At 74.1% G+C, this 18,664-nt stretch carries 18 protein-coding genes; 13 read left to right on the top strand and 5 right to left on the bottom strand.

Going from position 1 to position 18,664, the window contains the following annotated elements:
- Positions 1–5 precede the first annotated feature (5 nt).
- The 7 genes from asnB to ACZ52J_RS12165 are packed head-to-tail and all read left to right on the top strand — an operon-like array spanning position 6 to position 8,477.
- Positions 6–1,778 (top strand): asparagine synthase (glutamine-hydrolyzing), encoded by a 1,773-nt coding sequence (asnB, locus tag ACZ52J_RS12195; RefSeq protein ID WP_465618261.1) that lies wholly within the window; start codon positions 6–8, stop codon positions 1,776–1,778.
- 49 nt (positions 1,779–1,827) lie between these two features.
- Positions 1,828–2,541: a thioesterase II family protein gene (locus tag ACZ52J_RS12190; protein WP_465617953.1), complete on the top strand. Its 714-nt coding sequence runs from the start codon at positions 1,828–1,830 to the stop codon at positions 2,539–2,541.
- A gap of 3 nt (positions 2,542–2,544) precedes the next feature.
- Positions 2,545–4,119: an FAD/NAD(P)-binding protein gene (locus tag ACZ52J_RS12185; RefSeq protein WP_465617951.1), complete on the top strand. Its 1,575-nt coding sequence runs from the start codon at positions 2,545–2,547 to the stop codon at positions 4,117–4,119.
- Positions 4,116–5,348, top strand: coding sequence for an ATP-grasp domain-containing protein (locus tag ACZ52J_RS12180; protein WP_465617949.1), 1,233 nt, complete (start codon positions 4,116–4,118; stop codon positions 5,346–5,348). Before ACZ52J_RS12185 ends, ACZ52J_RS12180 begins: the two co-directional genes overlap by 4 nt.
- Before the next feature lie 6 nt (positions 5,349–5,354).
- Positions 5,355–6,398, top strand: coding sequence for an EamA family transporter (locus ACZ52J_RS12175; RefSeq protein ID WP_465617947.1), 1,044 nt, complete (start codon positions 5,355–5,357; stop codon positions 6,396–6,398).
- The gene (locus tag ACZ52J_RS12170) at positions 6,340–7,569 is read left to right on the top strand and encodes an ATP-grasp domain-containing protein (protein WP_465617945.1); all 1,230 of its coding nucleotides are present in this window, start codon (positions 6,340–6,342) and stop codon (positions 7,567–7,569) included. Before ACZ52J_RS12175 ends, ACZ52J_RS12170 begins: the two co-directional genes overlap by 59 nt.
- Positions 7,566–8,477 (top strand): nitrilase-related carbon-nitrogen hydrolase, encoded by a 912-nt coding sequence (locus tag ACZ52J_RS12165; protein WP_360493816.1) that lies wholly within the window; start codon positions 7,566–7,568, stop codon positions 8,475–8,477. Before ACZ52J_RS12170 ends, ACZ52J_RS12165 begins: the two co-directional genes overlap by 4 nt.
- 94 nt (positions 8,478–8,571) lie before the next feature.
- Here ACZ52J_RS12165 and ACZ52J_RS12160 read toward each other — a convergent pair whose 3' ends face one another.
- From ACZ52J_RS12160 to ACZ52J_RS12150, 3 genes are all read right to left on the bottom strand, one after another.
- The gene (locus ACZ52J_RS12160; RefSeq protein WP_465617943.1) at positions 8,572–8,973 is read right to left on the bottom strand and encodes a pyridoxamine 5'-phosphate oxidase family protein; all 402 of its coding nucleotides are present in this window, start codon (positions 8,971–8,973) and stop codon (positions 8,572–8,574) included.
- Between the two features lie 121 nt (positions 8,974–9,094).
- Entirely contained in the window at positions 9,095–9,730 is a 636-nt protein-coding gene (locus ACZ52J_RS12155) for an MBL fold metallo-hydrolase (RefSeq protein WP_465617941.1), read from the bottom strand.
- Positions 9,727–10,812 carry an S-(hydroxymethyl)mycothiol dehydrogenase gene (locus tag ACZ52J_RS12150; protein ID WP_465617939.1) on the bottom strand — a complete coding sequence of 362 codons (1,086 nt, stop codon included), beginning with the start codon at positions 10,810–10,812 and terminating at the stop codon, positions 9,727–9,729. Before ACZ52J_RS12150 ends, ACZ52J_RS12155 begins: the two co-directional genes overlap by 4 nt.
- Positions 10,813–11,486: 674 nt before the next feature.
- Here ACZ52J_RS12150 and ACZ52J_RS12145 point away from each other — a divergent pair.
- Positions 11,487–12,707 carry a cytochrome P450 gene (locus ACZ52J_RS12145; RefSeq protein ID WP_465617937.1) on the top strand — a complete coding sequence of 407 codons (1,221 nt, stop codon included), beginning with the start codon at positions 11,487–11,489 and terminating at the stop codon, positions 12,705–12,707.
- Positions 12,704–12,961: a ferredoxin gene (locus ACZ52J_RS12140; protein WP_360493802.1), complete on the top strand. Its 258-nt coding sequence runs from the start codon at positions 12,704–12,706 to the stop codon at positions 12,959–12,961. Before ACZ52J_RS12145 ends, ACZ52J_RS12140 begins: the two co-directional genes overlap by 4 nt.
- 262 nt (positions 12,962–13,223) lie before the next feature.
- Here the strand turns inward: ACZ52J_RS12140 and ACZ52J_RS12135 are convergent, their stop codons facing one another.
- Both ACZ52J_RS12135 and ACZ52J_RS12130 read right to left on the bottom strand, forming a co-directional pair.
- Positions 13,224–14,108 carry a PhzF family phenazine biosynthesis protein gene (locus ACZ52J_RS12135; protein ID WP_465617934.1) on the bottom strand — a complete coding sequence of 295 codons (885 nt, stop codon included), beginning with the start codon at positions 14,106–14,108 and terminating at the stop codon, positions 13,224–13,226.
- Between the two features lie 82 nt (positions 14,109–14,190).
- On the bottom strand, positions 14,191–15,285 hold the full coding sequence (locus ACZ52J_RS12130) for a DUF5937 family protein (protein WP_465617932.1): 1,095 nt from the start codon (positions 15,283–15,285) through the stop codon (positions 14,191–14,193).
- A 127-nt stretch (positions 15,286–15,412) separates the two neighbouring features.
- On the opposite strand from ACZ52J_RS12130, the gene ACZ52J_RS12125 reads away from it, so the two are divergent.
- From ACZ52J_RS12125 to ACZ52J_RS12110, 4 genes are all read left to right on the top strand, one after another.
- Positions 15,413–16,699, top strand: a complete 1,287-nt coding sequence (locus ACZ52J_RS12125) for an MFS transporter (protein WP_465617930.1) — start codon at positions 15,413–15,415, stop codon at positions 16,697–16,699.
- Between the two features lie 30 nt (positions 16,700–16,729).
- Positions 16,730–17,296, top strand: a complete 567-nt coding sequence (locus ACZ52J_RS12120) for a hypothetical protein (protein WP_465617928.1) — start codon at positions 16,730–16,732, stop codon at positions 17,294–17,296.
- A gap of 102 nt (positions 17,297–17,398) precedes the next feature.
- Positions 17,399–18,202 (top strand): MBL fold metallo-hydrolase, encoded by an 804-nt coding sequence (locus ACZ52J_RS12115; protein WP_465617926.1) that lies wholly within the window; start codon positions 17,399–17,401, stop codon positions 18,200–18,202.
- 7 nt (positions 18,203–18,209) lie between these two features.
- A complete protein-coding gene (locus ACZ52J_RS12110; protein WP_465617924.1) occupies positions 18,210–18,641 on the top strand; it encodes a nuclear transport factor 2 family protein in 432 nt (143 codons plus the stop codon).
- Positions 18,642–18,664: the final 23 nt, after the last annotated feature.

The raw sequence follows: 18,664 nt of genomic DNA, 5'->3' as shown, positions 1-18,664 counted from the left end.
CCGCGATGTGTGGCGTATGCGGGACCTATTCCCCCAACGGTCGGGTGAATCGCAGCATCGCGGCTGCCATGCACAACCGGCTGGTCCACCGCGGACCGGACGAGACCTACTCACTCAACACCGGGACGCTGTCCGCGAAACTCGGCCGCCTCGGCTTCACCGGCCTGGTCGACGGCTGGCAGCCCGCCGAGGACCGCAGCGGCCGGTACGTGGCCATGACGAACGGCGAGGTGTACAACGCCGAGGCCCTCCGCGCGAAGGTGGGTGCCGACCGGCACCGGAACGCCGTCGACGTGTCCGTCATCCCCGAACTCGTGGCCCGGTACGGGATCCAGGGGCTCGGCCTGGTCGACGGGCAGTTCGCGACCGTCGTCTTCGACCGCGCCGAGGACACCCTGGTCCTGGCCCGGGACCGGTTCGGCGTCTGCCCGCTGTACTACACCGCGACCGGCGACGACGTCCACTTCTGCTCGGAGCTCAAGCCTCTGGTCCAGAGCGTCGACCGCTCCTGGAAGGTGGACATCGGCGCCGTCGACCAGTACTTCTCGCTGGGCAACGTCGTCGCGCCGCGGACCCTGGTGAAGGGCGTGAACGCCGTCCCCCCCGGCTGCGCCGTCCGGTTCGGTCCGGACGGCCAGGAGACCGAACGCTACTGGCGCTACGGCGAGTTCGCCCCCAGCGCGGAGGCGGTCCCGGACGAGGCGCTCCGGGCGGGGCTGCGGGGCTCGATCCGGGACCGGCTGCACGCCGACGTCGAGATCGGCGCCTACCTGAGCGGGGGGTTCGACTCCACCGCGATCCTGATGGAATCGGCCGCCCTGCTCGACCGGCCGGTCCGCACCTTCTCCATCGTGTTCGACGATCCCTCGCTGGACGAGGGGCGCTTCCAGCGGGAGGTGGCGCAGCAGGCCGGTAGCAAGCACGAGCAGATCCTGTGCCGGCCGACCGACATCGCGGCACGGTTCGAGGAGATGGTCCGGCACTGCTGCTACCCGCAGCGCGAGACCTACAACGTGGCCGCCATGATGCTCGCGGACACGGTACGGTCCGCCGGCGTCAAGGGGGTGGTCTCCGGCGAGGGCGCGGACGAGCTGTTCTTCGGCTACGACTCCTACGCCTTCGACAGCGCCACCAGGTCCACCCGGAGCTCCTGCGCCGAGAACGAACAGGCCTGGGGCCGCGCGGACTTCAGCTGGGAGGTGGACTGGCGCAAGGTGCACCGCCGGCGGGAGTACCTCGCACCGGCGGCCGCCGAGGCGCTGGTGGGCGAGGAGTTCTGGCGCACCAGGCTGATCCCGTTCTCCGAGGACGAGGCGAAGCGGCTCTCGCCCATGCAGCTTCGCTCCGTCTCCGACGTCTACGTCCAGCTGGCGGGCCACCTCCTCGGCGACCACGGCGACTCCATGGTCATGAAGAACTCGATCGAGGGCCGCTACCCGTTCCTCGGGAACGAGGTGGTCTCCCTCGCGCTGCGGACCGCCGACAGCGCCAAGGTGGTCGACTTCGAGGGCAAGGCCTGCCTCAAGTCGGCCTACCGGGGAATCGTCCCGGATTCCGTCCTGCAGCGCGGCAAGCACGGGTTCACCGCGTACGACCTGCGGTCGGTCGTCGACGCCCGGACCTGGGACGACTGGCAGGGCCTGGTCGAGGCCAGCGGGCTCTTCGTCCCGGGCAGCCTCGACACCGTGCCGGCCCAGGGCGGTGCGGACAAGTGGGACTTCAGGCTCAGCCTGATCAGCATCGCCATGGTGATGGACGAACTGGCCCTCGGGCTCTGACCCGTGAGCCCCGCCGCCACATGTCACTGAAAGAACAGGAGAGGGACCGGTGGATCCCGAAAGTCCGAGTGTCGTCGTCTTTCCGGGTGCCGGGTCCTTCGGCACCGAACTCCGCGGACTGCTGAGCGCGTCGGGGCCGTCGGCCTGGCTCGCCCGGTACCCGGGAAGGCTCGGCCGGGACTTCGGCCGGGCAGCGGGCGCCTTCGAGGAGGTCGTGCGGTCCTGCGTCGCCCAGGTGGAGCGGCGCCGGCCCGTACGGCCGGTCCTCGTCGGGCACAGCTTCGGCGCGTACGTGGCCCATGCCACGGCGCGGGAACTGGCGGAGCTGGGCACGGAGGTCGCCGCCCTGGTGGTGGTCGGCGCGAACGCACCGGCCCTGCTGACGGTGCCGGAGCCGCCCACGCTCCACCGGTCCGACACCGTCGCCTACCTGGAGGGCATCGACCCCGGCCTCCTGCCGGACGAGGGCGACGAGTGGCGGGAGATCGTCATCGACACCGCGATGCAGGACCTGCGGCTGCTGCGGGAGTCCACCGGCTCGACGGTCCGTGAGGTGAGCTGCCCGATCCTCGCCGTCCGCGGTGCGGAGGATCCGCTGACCTCCACCGACGGCATCGGCGCGTGGGCCGACGCCACGTCCGGCAGCTTCGTGTCCCGGACGTTCCCGGGCGGGCACTCGGACCTGCTGGACACGCCCGCCTTCGCCACGTGGCTGCGCGGGGCCTCCCGGCACTCGCCCGTCGCCACCCGAACCGCGGGCTGACCCATGGACAAGCACGCCATCATCGTCGGCGGCGGAGCCAGCGGGGTGACCCTGTTCACCCAGCTGGCCACCACGCCCGGCATCGGCACCATCACGGTGGTCGACCCCAACCCGATCGGGCTGGGAACGGCCTTCGGCACCACCGATCCGCTGCTGCTCTGCAACACCTCCGTCGACGTCACCTCGATCGACCCCACCGGCGAGTCCGATCTGCTGAGGTACCTCGCCGCACGCGGCTGGCCGGTCCACCGCGACCACTTCGTCCCCCGCTACCTCGTCGGCCAGTACTGCCGCGAGCGGTACCTGACGTACCGCCGGGCCGCCGAACAGGCCGGCATCCGGGTCCGCCACCACCGCGCACGAGCCACCTCCGTCGGCCCCGACGACGGCGGCGGCCACACCGTCACGCTCGACGACGGGGCCCGGCTCACCGGCACCGACGTCTTCCTCTGCCTCGGCCTCGACCAGCCGGTCGTCCCCGAACTGGTCCGCGCGCACGTCGGCCATCCGGACCTCACCGCCGCGCCGTACCCCGTCGGGCAGTTGCGCCGGCTGCCCGCCCGCGCACGGATCCTGGTGCTCGGCAGCAAGCTCGCGGCGATCGACGCGGCGATCGTGCTGGGACAGCGGGGGCGGCACGTGGTGCTCTCCTCGCCCTCCGGACAACTGCCCGCCGTCCGGAGCCGGCTCACCCGGCCCGCCAGCTCGGTCCTCGACCCGGCCTCCTGGCGTCAACTCACCCCGGACTCACCGGACTTCGACCGCGAAGCAGCCCGCCTGGTGGTCTCCGCGGTGGCCCGGGCCGGATCGGGCGCCGCTCTGCGCGCCCAGACCAGCGGCGCGACCGCACCCGCCGACCGGCTGGCCGAGGAACTGCGCCTCGCCGAGTCCGGACAGGTCCCGTGGCAGGACGCGATCGCCGAGATCATCGACGCGATCAACGACAGCACCGCGCCCTGGCCCGCGGACACCCGCAGGACGGTGCTCGGACGGTACCGGCACGTCATCTCCCGCTACATCTCCTCCATTCCGGTCCGCAACGCCCGACTGCTGCTCGAACGCCTCACCGAGGGCACGCTGACGGTCGCCCCGCGACTGCCGGAAGCCGTCACCCCGGCCGAGTCCGGCCCCGGGTGGCTCGTCCGGTGGGCGGACGACCGCACCGAACACATCGACCACATCGTCTGCGCGGCCGGCTACCACAAGCCGACCCTGCGCCGACTCCCGGACCGCACCCTGCTGCTCCACTCCGACCCGGCCCTCGCCGTGACGGGCACCGAGCCGGAGATCTCCCCCGGCCTCCGGGTGTGCGATCCGCGGACCGGCGAACCCGAGCGGGTCTGGGTGCTCGGCGCCGCCTCGCACCCCCGGGCCGCCATCGTCAACTACCTGAACACCGCGGCCCGTCAGGCGACCGGCATCGCCACCGACCTGCTCTGGGCCGCGCACGACGCACCCACCCCTGCCATCAGGGTCACCGGCTCCGTCAAGGTCAACGACACCGTCAAGGTCAACAACACCGTCAAGGTCAACAACACCGTCAAGGCCACCGTCACCGCCACCGGAAGGCTCGTATGATGTTCGTCCTCGTCAACCCCGTCTCCACCGGAAAGGCGCTGGCCGAGGCCTTCCGGGAGGAGGGCGCGGACTGCCTGCACCTGTACGACGCGTCACTCCGGGCCGCGTACGACGCGGACGGCTCCCCGCGCACCATGGTGCACGAGGACCTCGCCAAGACCCTCGAGGTGCTGGGCGGCCTGCGCCCGACCGCCGTCATCGCCGCGAGCGAGTACGGCGTCCTGCTCGCCGACGAGCTCGCCACCAGGCTCGGACTGCCGCACCACCGGCCCGAGCAGGCCGCGGCCCGCCGCGACAAGGAGCTGATGGTCCGGGCCCTGGAGCAGGCCGGCGTGCCCGCCGCGCGCACCGGATCGGTCCGCGACGAAGCCGAGCTGACCGACCTGCTCGCCCGCTGGGACAGCTACCCCGTGATGGTCAAGCCGCGCGACAGCGCCGGCAGCGACGGCTGCACCATCTCGCCCGACCCGGAGACGGCCCTGACGGCCTTCCGCGCGATCGTCGACCGGCAGAACCTGATGGGCGAGGTCAACGACGACGTCCTCGTCCAGGAGTTCCTGACCGGCACCCAGTACATCGTGAACACCGTGAGCATCGACGGCCGCCACCTGGTGAGCGAGGTGTACGCGGAGCGCATCGACCACATCGACGGCGCCCCGGTGCTGCGCCACATCATCTCCCGGCCGCAGCTCGACGCGGCGGAGGCGGAGCTGGTCGGCTACGTGCTGGACTGCCTCGACGCCCTGGGCATCCGGGAGGGGGCCGCCCACACCGAGGTCATGCTGACCCCGGCCGGACCGCGCCTGGTCGAGGTCAACTCCCGCGTCATGGGCCCCTCGCTGGCTCCGGACCCGTACCACGCGGCCTTCGGATACAGCCACCAGCACCTCGTCGTGGAGCGCTTCCTGCGCCCCGAGGAGTTCGCGCTGCGCCTCGAACTCCCCTACACGGCGGCCCGGTCGGTCGCCAAGGTCTTCCTCCGCTCCGACCGCCCGGGGAAGCTGCTGGCCGTGGACGGCGCCCGCATCCTGCGCCGCCTGCCCGGCTTCCACAGCATCGACCGGCTGCCCGAGATCGGGCAGCCCATCCTCGACCGGTACCTCACCACCGGCGCCAGCGGCATCGCCTACCTGGTCCACGAGGACGAGCACCTGCTGCTGAACTCGCTCGGCGTCATCCACGACCTGGAGGACAGCGGAGCCCTCTACCGCCTCGCCGAACAGGACTGACCGCCGGTGCCGATCGCGCTCATCGCCCTCTCCGTCCTGCTCCAGGCCGGGACGGAGGGCTTCCTCTCCGGCCGGCTCGACCCGGCCGGCAGCCTGCTCTTCTCCTGCCTGGCGTTCCTCGCCACCGCGGTGGTGTTCACCCTGACCACCGTGCTGCGCGGCAAGCACCGGGGAGCGCTCGCCGACCGCGAGGTCAGACGGCTGCTGGTCCAGATGAACCTGGCGAGCGCACTGACCTTCCTGGGCTACTTCGTGGCGCTGGCCTGGGTGCCCGCCGCACTGGCCGCAAGCCTCATGGCCGGCGTCGGCCCGCTCGCCGTCGCCGTCCTCGGCGCGGCCCGGGGCGCCGGCGGCCCGGGCCGCGCGGGCTGGCTCCGGGCGGGCGCGCTGCTCGCGGTGTCGCTGGCGGTGGCCGCCTGCACCCGGTCCGGCGAGACGGCGGCGATCGGACCGGAGGTCCTCGGCGGCGGCCTGCTGGCGGTGCTCTCCGGCTTCGGCGCGGCCCATCTGGCGACCGTTTCACGGAAGTTGGGCGACCTCAAGGTGGACCCGGTGGTGGTGACGGCCCACCGCTTCCACCTCACCTACCTGCTGGCCGGCGTGCTCCTCGCGGCCCAGGGCGGCCCGACGGGCCACGGGCTGTCGCTCGGCGCGGCCTCGCTGGCGGCGGTGGCGGGGGTGGTCGTCCCGCTGTACCTGCTCCAGATCGGCGCGCAGCGCTGCCCCCCGGTGATCACCATGGTGCTGCTCACCACCCTGCCCGGACTGACGTACCTGGCGCAGGTGCTGTTCGGCGACCGGTTCAGACCGCTCAGCGCGGTGCTGATCACGGCGCTGGTGGCGCTCGCCGTGCTGTTCACCCGGCTCGAGGCCCGGCCCCGGCGTTCCCCCGCCGCGACCACCGCTCCGGCCGCCACCTCGACCGATCCCGCAACCTCGACCGGCCCCAGTGCCTCGACCGACCCCGCAACCACGACAGAAGGAGACCGCGATGCCGACCGTGCTGGTACTCGGGGGCGCGGCACCCAGGGAGTCCGGCTTCGTCCGTGACATCTGCGACCGCGCGATGGACCAGTTCCGCAAGCGCGGCGTCCGCGTCGTCCTCACCGACACCCGGGAGAACCTCGCGGCCGCACCGGAGCTCACCGCCCTGGCCGACGAGGTCCACGAACTGGACTTCGCCGACGCGTCGGCCTGCCAGGACTGGGCCGCCGCCTACGCCCGGCACTCCCCCGTGCACGCGGTCGTCGGCTACCGCGAGTACGCCGCCGTCAGCGTGGCCTCGGTCGCCGCGCTCCTCGGCGTCCCGGGCAACCCGCCCGAGGCGGTGCGACTCGTCCGGACGAAGGACGAGTGCCGCGAGCACCTGCGCCGCCACGGCTTCCGGCAGCCGGAGTTGACGGTCTGCGCGTCCGCGGAGGAGGCCACGGACTTCCTGCGGGAGCACGGACCCGACGTGGTGGTCAAACCCCGCCGGGGCTCCAGCAGCGAGGGAGTGAGCCGGGTCTCGGACCCGGCCGCGATGGCCGCCGCCTTCCGGGACGCCCGGGACGCCGACGGCCTGGCCCTGGTCGAGGAGTTCGTGCACGGCCGCGAGTTCAGCGTGGAGGGCCTGTTCACGCAGGGCACTCCCCACGTCCTCGCCGTCACCGAGAAAGCGCTCGCCCCCGGCGGGTTCGTGGAGATGGGCCACACGATGCCCACCGCGCTCGGCGACGACGACGAGGCCGAGGTCGTCTCCACCGTGACGGCGGCGCTCCGGGCGATCGGCCTGCGGCGCGGCCACTTCCACGTCGAGTGCTGGGTCACCGGGTCGGGTGTCGTGCTCGGCGAGGTCCACGCCCGCCAGGGCGGGGACTGGATCCACGCGATGCTGGAGTGGTGCCACCCGGAGCTCGAGCTCTACGGGCACTGGCTGGACGACCTCCTCGGCACGCCCCCCGCCGGTGTACCGGCGCGCGCCACGCGGGGCGCCGCCGTACGCTTCCTGGCCCCTCCCGCCGGCGTCGTCACCTCGGTCGGCGGCTGGTCCGAGGTGGCCGACGACCCCTCGGTGCTGGCCGCCACCTGCACCCTGGCGGTCGGCACCCGCATCCACCCCGTCACCTCCAACCTCGACCGGCACGGGGCGATCGTCGTGGGTGCGGCGGACGCCGCTCAGGCCCGGACCAAGGCCGAGTTGCTGCAGGGCTCGCTGACCGTCGAGGTGCGCCGGCCGTGACCACCGTGACCGCCGCCGTGGTGCAGGCGGCCGCCCGGCTGTTCGACACGCCGGGCGCGCTGGCCCGCGCCGAGGAGCTGATCCGCGAAGCCGTCCTGGGCCACCGGGCCGAGGTCGTCGTGCTGCCCGAGGCGTTCCTCGGCGGCTACCCCAAGGGCCTGGACTTCGGCGTCAGCGTCGGCGACCGCACCCCGGCCGGCCGCGAGCTGTTCCGCCGCTACCACGCCTCCGCCGTCACCGTCCCCGGTCCGGAGGTCGACGCGCTGGCCGCCCTCACCCGGGAACTGGGCTGCCACGCGGTGGTCGGCGCGGTGGAGCGGCGCGGCGCCACCCTGTACTGCGTCGCCCTGTTCTTCGGCCCCGACGGCTACCTGGGGCTGCACCGCAAGCTGATGCCGACCGCGGCGGAACGCTACCTGTGGGGTCAGGGCGACGGCTCCACCCTCACGGTCGTCGACACCGGCAGGGCCCGCCTGGGGGCGGCGATCTGCTGGGAGAACTACATGCCGCTGTTCCGCACGGCGATGTACGCCAAGGGCGTCGACCTGTGGTGCGCACCGACCGTGGACGCCCGCGACGCCTGGCAGGTGACCATGCGGCACGTCGCGCTGGAGGGGCGCTGCTTCGTCCTCAGCGCCTGCCAGTACCTGCGCCGCGACGCCCTCCCGCCCGACCTCCACCCGGTCCAGGGCGACGCCCCCGACACCGTCCTGATCGGCGGCGGCTCGGTCATCGTCTCCCCGCTCGGCGAGGTCCTGGCCGGCCCGCTGCGGGACGGCGAGGGCATCCTGTCCGCCGAACTCGACCTCGACGATCTGGCGCGCGCCCGCTTCGACTTCGACCCCGTCGGCCACTACGCCCGCCCGGACGTCTTCACCCTCCACGTCGACGAGTCGACCCGCAGGTAGGCCCGCGGATAGGCCCGCGAGTCGACCCGCGAGTCGACCCGCGCGAGAACGGCCGTTCTCGGAAATGAGAACGGCTGTTCCGCTGAAGGGCGTCTCAGCCCCGGCCGAGGACGCGGTCCACGGTGATCTCGATGACCACCCGGTCCGGGTTGACCCGCGGCTGGCGGTAGCGCTCGGCATAGCGCCGCTCGGCCTCGGCCACCTGTTCGGGCTCGTCCCGGACGACCGCGACGCCCTCCAGGGTCGCCCACCGCGCCCGGTCCACCTGGCAGACCGCGACCCGCAGGCCCTGAGGCCCCGCCTGCGCGACATTGAGCGCCTTGCGACTGGTGCGGCTGGTGATCACCCGGGCGGTCGCCGTCTCCGGCTCGAACGTCACACCGACCGGCACCACGTGCGGCGTGCCGTCCGGGCGGATGGTGGTCAGGGTGGAGATGTGCCGCTCACGCCAGAAGGCGAGCATGGCGTCGTCGAGGTCGCGCGGGTCATGGGCCATGATCGCGATCGTACGGCCCCCGGGGAACGATCAAGCCCCGGGGGCCGTACGCCGTACGGGCCGACGAGTCGACGGCCGGCGTGCGCTTCAGGGCCCGCAGCGCGTCAGGGCCCGCGGCGCGTCAGTGTCCGCGGGCGATCCACTCCGGCAGGGCCGGGGCCTCGACGCCGATGGTGGTCGGGTCGCCGTGGCCGGTCCGCACCACCGTGTCCGCCGGGAGCGTCAGCAGGCGCTCGCGGATCGAGTCGATGATGGTCGGGAAGTGCGAGAACGACCGGCCGGTCGCGCCCGGGCCGCCCTGGAAGAGGGTGTCGCCGGTGAAGACCGTGCCCAGGTCGGGCGCGTACAGGCAGACCGCGCCCGGGGCGTGCCCCGGGGTGTGCAGCACGGTCAGCTCCGTGCCGGCCACCTCGATCCGCTGCCCGTCGGCCAGTTCGCCGTCCGGGAGGCGGTCTGGGTGGGTGAGCTTCCACAGCGGCAGGTCGTCCGGGTGCAGCAGGATCGGCGCACCGGTGCGGGCCGCGAGGGCCGGGGCCGCGTCGATGTGGTCGTTGTGCGCGTGCGTGGAGACGATCGCCCGCAGCCGGCGGCCGCCGAGCGCCGCCTCGATGGCCGCCGCGTCGTGCGCGGCGTCGATCACCACCGCCTCCTCGTCGTCGCCGACGATCCAGACGTTGTTCTCCACCTCCCAGCTGCCGCCGTCGAGCTCGAAGGTCCCGGCGGTCACCAGCCGGTCGACACGGGCCTCAGAGGTCACAGGGTCACCACCGAGCGGAGGACGTCGCCCTGGTGCATGCGCTCGAAGGCCTGCTCCACCGCGTCGAGTTCGATGGTCTCGGTGACGAAGGCGCGCAGGTCCAGGCGGCCCTGGAGGTAGAGGTCGATGAGCATCGGGAAGTCCCGCGAGGGCAGGCAGTCGCCGTACCAGGAGGACTTCAGGGCGCCGCCGCGGCCGAAGACGTCGAGCAGCGGGAGCTCCAGCGTCATCTCCGGGGTCGGCACGCCCACCAGGACGACGGTGCCGGCCAGGTCGCGGGCGTAGAACGCCTGCCGGTAGGTCTCGGGCCGGCCGACCGCCTCGACGACGACGTCCGCGCCGTTGCCGCCGGTCAGCTCGCGGATGGCCTCGACGGGGTCGGTGGTGCGGGAGTTGACGGTGTGGGTGGCGCCGAGCGTGCGGGCGGTCTCCAGCTTGCGGTCGTCGATGTCGACGGCGATGATCTTCGCCGCGCCCGCCAGCCGGGAGCCCATCACGGCCGCGCCGCCGACACCGCCACAGCCGATGACGGCGACCGAGTCGCCGCGGCCGACGTTGCCGGTGTTGATCGCGGCGCCGAGGCCCGCCATCACGCCGCAGCCCAGCAGGCCGGCGACGGCCGGCTCGGCCGCCGGGTCGACCTTGGTGCACTGGCCGGCCGCGACCAGGGTCTTCTCGGCGAACGCGCCGATGCCCAGGGCCGGGGACAGCTCGGTGCCGTCCAGCAGCGTCATCTTCTGCTTGGCGTTGTGGGTGTCGAAGCAGTACTGCGGGCGCCCGCGCCGACAGGCACGGCACTGGCCGCACACCGCACGCCAGTTGAGGACCACGAAGTCGCCGGGCGCGACCTCGGTGACGCCCTCGCCGACCGACTCCACGATGCCCGCGGCCTCGTGGCCGAGCAGGAACGGGAACTCGTCGTTGATGCCGCCCTCGCGGTAGTGGAGGTCGGTGTGGCAGACGCCGCAAGCCTGGATCCGGACCACCGCCTCGCCCGGACCGGGGTCCGGCACCACGATCGTGGTCACCTCCACGGGCGCGCCCTTGGCACGCGCGATGACTGCCTTGACCTGCTGGGCCATCCGATTCCACCTCCGTCGGCCGATGCCGCTCCGCACCGGCGTGACCTGCGACGACACGACTGCAGAAGGACTGCAGAAGCACTGCCCACGAAGCGTAGCGCCCGCTCCGCCGGCCGCCGGCGGAGCGGGGGGCGATCCGGCGTGATCCGCCTCACCGCGCGTGCCGACGGCGTGTCAGCCGACGCCGCGGTACGTCACGGAACCTCACGGCACCTCACGGCACCTCAGGTGGCACATGCCGGCGGCCTACCCGCCGACCTATCCGGCGGCCGCCCGGCCCCCGCCCGGCACGGCCGCTCAGGCGGGGGCGCACGGACGGCGCTGAGCGCTCGTCAGCGCGCCTCGAACTGCCCGGAAAGCATCGGTGTTGGCTGGAAGTGCCGCAGACGGGCGCCCTACGGCCCACGTACGGTCGTAGCAGAGACGGTCCACGCGACCACGCTCAGCACACCCGCCCCACCCGGCGGCGCGCCACCGCGCGCCCGTGCCGGGCGCGTACCGACCGTACGCCCCCGCACATGTCGCGCCTCCCCGCAGCCTCCCCAGCAGATGCCCTACCCAGTCCCGGCCCGTGTCGAGCCGCCAGCCGGCCGCACCACCCGTCCCCCGCACCATCCTCGGACCACCCCCCGTCGGACCGCCCCCGCGGCCCCGCCCTGGAGTCTGGAGTACGGATGTCCACCGAGAACAGTGCGACCGGTGCCGGAACCGGCACCGCCCCGCTTCCCCCGCTGCACTGCCTGCGCCACCTGGAGCCCGGCCCGCCCCGGCTCGCCGCGCTGCCCACCGGCACGCCGGTCTGGCTGGTCAGCCGGCACGCCGACGTGCGGCAGGTGCTGACGGACCCGCGCCTGGGCCGCGCCCCGCTCTACGCGCCGGACGCGCCGCCGGTCACGGTCACGCCCAACATCCTGGACGACCCGCAGAGCATGCTGAACATCGACGGCACCGAGCACCAGCGGCTGCGCCGCACCGTGCAGCGGGCCTTCACCCCGCGCGCGATAGCCCGCTGGAAGCCGTGGGTGGCATCCGTCGTCGAGTCGCTCATCGACGAGCTGATCGACCACGGCTCCCCCGCCGACATCGTCGCCGCCTACACCCGGCCGCTGCCGGTCGCGGTGATCAGCCGACTGATGGGCCTGGACAACCTGGACACCAAGCGGCTCGCCCACTGGAGCGACCACGCGCTCTCCACCACGGCCTACACCGCCGAGGCGATCGGCACCGCGATGACCGAGTTCTCCGCCTTCGGCGCCGAGGTGATCGCCGAGCGGCGGGCCGAGCCTGGTGACGACCTGGTCAGCGGCCTGCTCGCGGCCGCCGCCGAGGACGGCTCGATCACCGAGGCGCAGCTGGTCGCGCTGGTCATCGGCCTGGTCGTGGCCGGCCACGAGACCACCATGACCAGCCTCGGCAACGCCCTGGTCTACCTGCTCGCCGACGGCCGCGAGGCCTGGCAGCAGCTCGCCTCCGACGAGACCAGCGCCGCCGCCGCGACCGAGCAGCTGCTGCGCGCCGTCCCGCTCGGCGACGCCCACGAGCACATGCCCGGACTGATGCGGCGCACCGTCGAGGAGGTGGAGATCGGCGGGGTGGTCATCCCGGCCGGCAACGTGGTCGCCGCCGACACGGCCGCCGCCAACCACGACCCGGACGTCTTCACCGGGGACCTGCGCACCGAGCTGTTCTCCCCGCTGGCCGCGCCGATGCTGACCTTCGGGGCCGGGCCGCACCACTGCCTGGGCGCCTGGCTGGCCCGGATGGAGCTGGAGCTCGCCCTGCACCGACTGGCCCGCCGGCTGCCCGCCCTGCGGATGGCGGACGCGGCCGAACGGATCGACTGGCGGCGCGGCCTGCTCACGCGCAGCCCGAACTCCCTGCGGGTGAGCTGGTGACGGGCCGGGCCGACACCGAACCGGTGATCGTCCGGGTCGACCGGGACCGCTGTATCGGCTCCGGAATGTGCGCTCGCAGCGCACCCGACTCGCTGGCCCTCGGCGCGGACGGGCTCGCCGCGCCGCTGGCCGAATACGCGGACGGCGGCGCCGAGTTGACGGATGAGCTGACCGAGGCGGTGGACTTCTGCCCGGTCGAGGCGCTCACCCTCCACTCGGCCCGCGGGGGCTACCGGATCGATCCGGCGGAGTGACGCCCGTCCTGGTGTCGTCTGCCGCACGGGCGCTGCCCGCCACCACCGCGGCGGGCGGATCCCCCGCGGCCGGCGACACCGGGCGACGCTGGAGCGCCGCCTCGCCGTACGGAACGGCCAGGCGGGCGCCAACGCGTGACCGTCGGCGAGAAGCTGTTCCACCGCTACCTGGCCGACTTCGAGGAGCCGCGGGCGAGGGCGGGCAGGTCCTGCCGCAGCCCTCGCCCTGACGGCCCCGGCCCCCGGCCTCACCGCATCGCCATCACGGCATCGCCACCGCCGTACCCGAGACCCGCACGCGGGCGTCCTCCGCCCGCAGTTCGACCCGCAGCACGCCCGGGCGGCCCAGGTCCTCGCCCTGGTGCAGCGTCAGGACCGTCGGGGCCGCCACCGCGCCCAGCTCCCGCAGGTACGCGCCGAACGCGGCCGCGGCGGCGCCGGTGGCCGGGTCCTCGACCACGCCGCCGACCGGGAAGGGGTCGCGGACGTGGTAGACCTCGGGCGTCTCGCGCCGGACGAGTTGGAGGGTGGTCAGGTCGCGGGCCCGCATGTAGTCCGCCAGGCCGTCGAAGTCGTAGTCGAGGCGGGCCAGCCGCTCGCGGGTGCCGGCGGCGAGGACGAGGTGCCGGGCACCGGCGTAGGCGATGCGCGGCGGCAGGGCCGGGTCCAGGTCGGCGGCGGCCCAGCCGAGCAGGGCGAGCGCCTCCTCGACATCGGCCGCGGTGACCTCCTCGACCTTCGGTTCGACGCTGGTGAGGGTGGCCCGCAGCAGTCCGTCGGTGCCGCGCTCGACCTCGACCGGGACGTCCCCGGCGGCCGTCGCGAAGGCGTACCGCCCGGGGCCGATGTGCTCGGCAAGGGCGACGGCGGCGGCGACCGTCGCGTGCCCGCAGAACGGCACCTCCGCGAGCGGGCTGAAGTACCGTACCCGGTACGCCCCTTCGGCCGGGCCGGCGGTGAGGAAGGCGGTCTCCGAGTAGCCGATCTCGGCGGCGATGGCGAGCATCCGCGGATCGGTCAGCCCGGTGGCGTCGAGCACCACGCCCGCCGGGTTGCCGCCCTCGGGGCGGGTGGCGAAGGCGGCGTAGCGGAGGATCTCGGGCGAGGAGCCGGAGGAGCCGGAGGAGGCGGCAGCGTCGTCGGTCATGCCCGGACGAACGCGTTCCCCCTGCCCGCTGTTCCCGCACGGCCGCTGCCGTCGTGCCGCCGTTCCCGTGCCGCGCGCCGGGTCACCGGAGCACCGCCTCCAGGAAGTCCGAACCGAGCCGGGCGCTGCCCGCCAGGTCGAGCTGGTAGAGCATGTACCGCCCGCGCCGCTGTGTGGTGAGCAGCCCGGCCTTCCGCAGCACGGCCAGGTGGCGGGAGACCTCGGGCGCGGTGAGATGCCAGGCGGAGGCCAGTTCGACGGTGGTGTGCGGGCCACGGGCCATGGTGCGGGCGAGGCGCAGCCGGACGGGGTGGGCGAGCGCCTCCAGGCGCTGCTGGACGAGGGCGAGTGAGACCGGCTCGGGCAGGCCGGGTTCGGCGGTCGGGTACTGCAGGACGGGCCGCCAGCCGGGGGCGTAGACGACCAGGAGGTGGGGGCGGCCGAAGGCGGTGGGGATGAAGGTGACGCCTCCGCTGTCGGCGGCGCCGGCGGTGGAGTCCTGCAGCTTGTCGATGACGATCCGCCGCCGCCCGTCGCCCTGGTCGAGGGTGACGGACGGTGAGAGGGCGGCGAGTGTTTCGCCGAGGCCCCGGCGGGCCAGCAGGTCGGCTTTGCGCCGGGCGTCGGCGGCGAGGTCGGGCAGGACGCGCTGCCAGGCGTCGGCGAAGAAGGCCGGCACGCAGTCCTCCAGCATTCGCCGTACCAGTGCCCGGACGGCGGGCGGGTCGGCGAGCAGCCGGTCGGCGAAGGCGGCCTGCCGGGGGCCGCGGGCGAGGGCGAGGTCGCGGGCGAGCTCGTTGGCGGCGGGGTCGGTGAGCGGGGAGGCGGTCCGGCGGTTGAGCCGGGAGGAGCCGCAGGTGGTGATGAGGGCGCCGGTGACGTACAGCTCGTCGTCGATCCGGTCGACGGCGTCGAGTTCCTCGGCGAGGGTGGCGCCGGGCAGGCCGGGGACGAGGAAGTCGGCGCGCGAGGAGCGCCACAGGAAGTCGGCTTCCAGGAGCCGCTCGGCCAGCTCCGGCGGGATCGCGGCGGTGGTGCTGCTCGCCCAGCCGTGCAGCGCGGGGTGGTGCGCGGGCTCGGCGAGGACGTGCAGCATGGCGTTCAGCTCGGCGAGCGGGGAGGGCGTGAAGAGCAGGCGTTCGTCGGACAAGCCGGTGATGTCGATGGTCACACTCATATGCCTGCCTCGCTTCGCTCACTCACGCGGCAGATCCTGTCACCCCGTGCCGCCACGTCCGCCCCCGATTGACGGGAACCGTCAATCGGCGTGCCAGGCGGCCCGGCCGGGGCGGACGGTACCGGCCATGAGCCTGATTCAGGAGAAGTCCGTCCATGACCACGCCGCCGTCCGCGGCGGGGAGCCGCCCGCCCCGCCGATCGGTGCGGGCCGCCGGGGCCCGTCCGCGCTGCTGAGCCTGCTGACCGCCGCCGGCGGGCCCCGGTACGCCGTCGCGCTGGCGGTGGACGCGGTGGGCGGCGGCATGCTGCGACCGTTCCTGCTGCTGTACGGGGTCGGCGTGCTGCACCTGGGCGCGGGGGCGGTCGGGCTGGCGCTGTCGGCCGGGATGGTCGCGGGCCTGCTGGTGGTGCCGCTGACCGGCCGCTGGATCGACCGTGGCGCCCGGACCCTGCCCGCGGCCGTCACCCTGCTGCTGCGGGCGGCGGGCGCGCTGACGCTGCTGCTCGCGGACGGCCTGCCGGGGTTCACGGCGGCGGCGGTGCTGTTCGGGGTGGGCAGCCAGTCCTGGCCGACGACGCACGCCGCGGTGGTGAGCACGCTGACCGACGGACGGCTGCGGGACGCGGCGCTCGCCGCCGGGCGGTCGGTGCGCAACGCGGGGCTGGGCCTGGGCGCGCTGCTGGCCACCGTGGCGGTGAGCGGCGGGGCGAGCGCGATCCGGCTGCTGGCCGGGGTGACGGGCGCGGCCTGCCTGGTCGCCGCCGCACTGGTGGCCTCGCTGCGGGTGCGGGCCCGCCAGGAGGGTGCGCCGAAGGCGGCGCACGACGGTCCCCGGGAGCGGCGCGCGCCACTGCGCCGGATCAGTCTGCTGAGCCTCGCCAATCTGCCGTACGCGTTCTGCTTCGACGTGCTGGAGGTGGCGCTGCCCGCGCTGCTGGTGCTGCACCTGCACGCCTCCCCGGCGTGGTCCTCGGGCCTGTTCGTGGGCAACACGGTGCTGGTGATCGCCCTGCAGCTGGCGCTGGTGCTGCGCTTGGCGGACCGTTCGCGGCGCGCTGTGCTGGCGGCCTCGGGGGCACTGCTGGCGGTCTCGTACCTGGGCTTCTGGGGGGCCGGGGCGCTGGGCGGCACCCCGGGGACGGCGGGCATCGCGGTGGTCTCGGTGCTGTACACGCTGGGCGAGATCCTCTACACCGGTTCGGGTACCGCGCTGGTCGCGGCGGTCGCCCCGCCGCACCTGCTGGGGCGGGCGCTGGCCCGCTGGGAGCTGTCGATGGGCGTGGGCCGGGCGGCCGCGCCGGCGGTGGTGACGGCCCTGCTGGCCGCCGGTCCGGGCGCGCTGTGGCTGCCGCTCGCCGCCGCCACCGCGCTGGGGGCGCTGGCGGTGCTGCGGCTGGGCCCGGCACAGTAGGGTCGGCCGGCGGGTGGGATGATCAGTGGCATGGCCCTGACCCCGTACCAGCAGCACCTCCGGGACCGGATCCTGGCCGCCGAGGTGACCGCCCCGCCGGAGCCGTGGCGCCCGGTCGGCCGGGGGCTGATCCCGGTCGGCGGGCTGCTCGGCATCGGCTTCGCCGTCCACCCGGAGAGCGGGCACGACCTGGTGCTGACCGTCTCGTCCGGCGGGCACGGCCTGTTCGACGCCGTGACGGGCCTCAAGGTGGCGCGCGACTACGACCCGGAGGACGACCCGGACGGCCCGGACCTCTGCTGCCCCGGCCTCGGCCAGGTCTCGGACGTACGGATCCCGGTAGCCGGGACGTGGGGCGGCGGCCTGCACACCGGCGCCGAGGGCGGCTGGCACGTCGAGGTCACCGCCCCGGAGTGGCCGCACCACCGGGTGCTGCTCGCGACCGGCCGGGGCCCGTGGCAGGGCGAGCACGGCGAGTGCTGGTGGCACGTCTTCAACTCCGGCTGGTCCACCCTGCGCGCCACCGGCTTCTCCCCCACCGGCCGGACCCTCGCGGTGGCCACCAGCAGCGACCTCACGCTCTGGACCCGCGCCTAGGCCGGACCCCGTGCCTGGCGCCGACACCTTCCGGATGCGGGAGCCGTGCCGAGCGCCGATGCTGGCCGCGAGGCGTGCCCGGCCCGAGGAAGGAAGTCCAACGTGAGCGCACTCGACTTCGAGATCATCGACAGCCCCGACAGCTCGCTCAACAAGACCTCCGTCCTGGTCACCGGCCCGCAGCACGCCATGCTGGTGGACGCCGGGTTCACCCGGTCCGACGGCCGCCGTCTGGTCGAGCGGATCAGGGCCGGCGGCAAGCGGCTGACCACCGTGTTCGTCAGCCACGGCGACCCGGACTTCTACTTCGGCGCCCAGGAGGTCCAGGACGCCTTCCCGCAGGCCCGGTTCCTGGCCACCCCCTCGACGGTCGAGCACATCCAGGAGACGTTCGACGCCAAGCTGCGCGCCTGGTCCCACCTGGGCCCCGAGCTGCCCACCCGGCTGGTGCGGCCCGAGGTGCTGGCCGGGGACGAAATCGTCTTCGAGGGCCACCGGTTCGAGGTGCGCGGCGCCGACTTCCACCTGCCGGACCGGCACTACCTCTGGCAGCACCACCACCGCGCCGTGCTCGGCGGGGTCCTGCTCTTCGAGGGCCTGCACGTGTGGACGGCCGACACCCCCAGCTCCGCCCAACGGGCCGCCTGGATCGACCTGCTGGACGGTATCGAGGCGCTCCATCCGACCTGGGTGGCGGCCGGCCACCGGGTCGCCGGCGCGCCGACCGACCTGAACGCCGTCGACCACACCCGCGCCTACCTGCGGGCTTTCGAGACCGAGATCGGCCGGGCCGCGGACGCGGCCGCCGCCAAGGAGGGCCTGGAGCGGCGCTTCCCGGAGCTGGGGCTGCGGATCGCGGTGGACATCGGCACCAAGGTCGTCATGGGCGAGATGGCGTGGGGGTGAGCACGCGATGATCGAGATCCCCAGGGACGTCGCCACCTTCGCCGAGTCCGCCGCCCCCGCCGACGTGGTCCGCCGCCAGTACCTGGCCTCCGCCCGGGGCGACCTGGCCGCGCTGCGCGCCACGCTCGCGGAGGACGTCGAGTGGACCGAGATGGCCGGCTTCCCGCTGGCCGGCACCCACCGCACCCCGAAGGGCGTCACCGCCAACGTGATGGAGCGGCTGGCCGCCGAGTGGGACAACTGGACCGCGCACGACGACACCTACGTGGTGGACGGCGAGGACGTCGTGGTCCTGGCCCGCTACACGGCCGTCCACAAGACCACCGGAAAACCGCTCGCGGTCCGGGTCGCCCACCACTTCACCGTGCGCGGCGGCCGGATCGTCCGCTTCGAGCAGTTCACCGACACCGCACTGGTCAGGGACGCGATGACGCCATAGGGCCGGTCGTCCACCCCGACCCC

The organism is Kitasatospora sp. NPDC034035, assembly GCF_055575755.1.
This window is presented reverse-complemented; position numbering and strand designations above follow the sequence as displayed.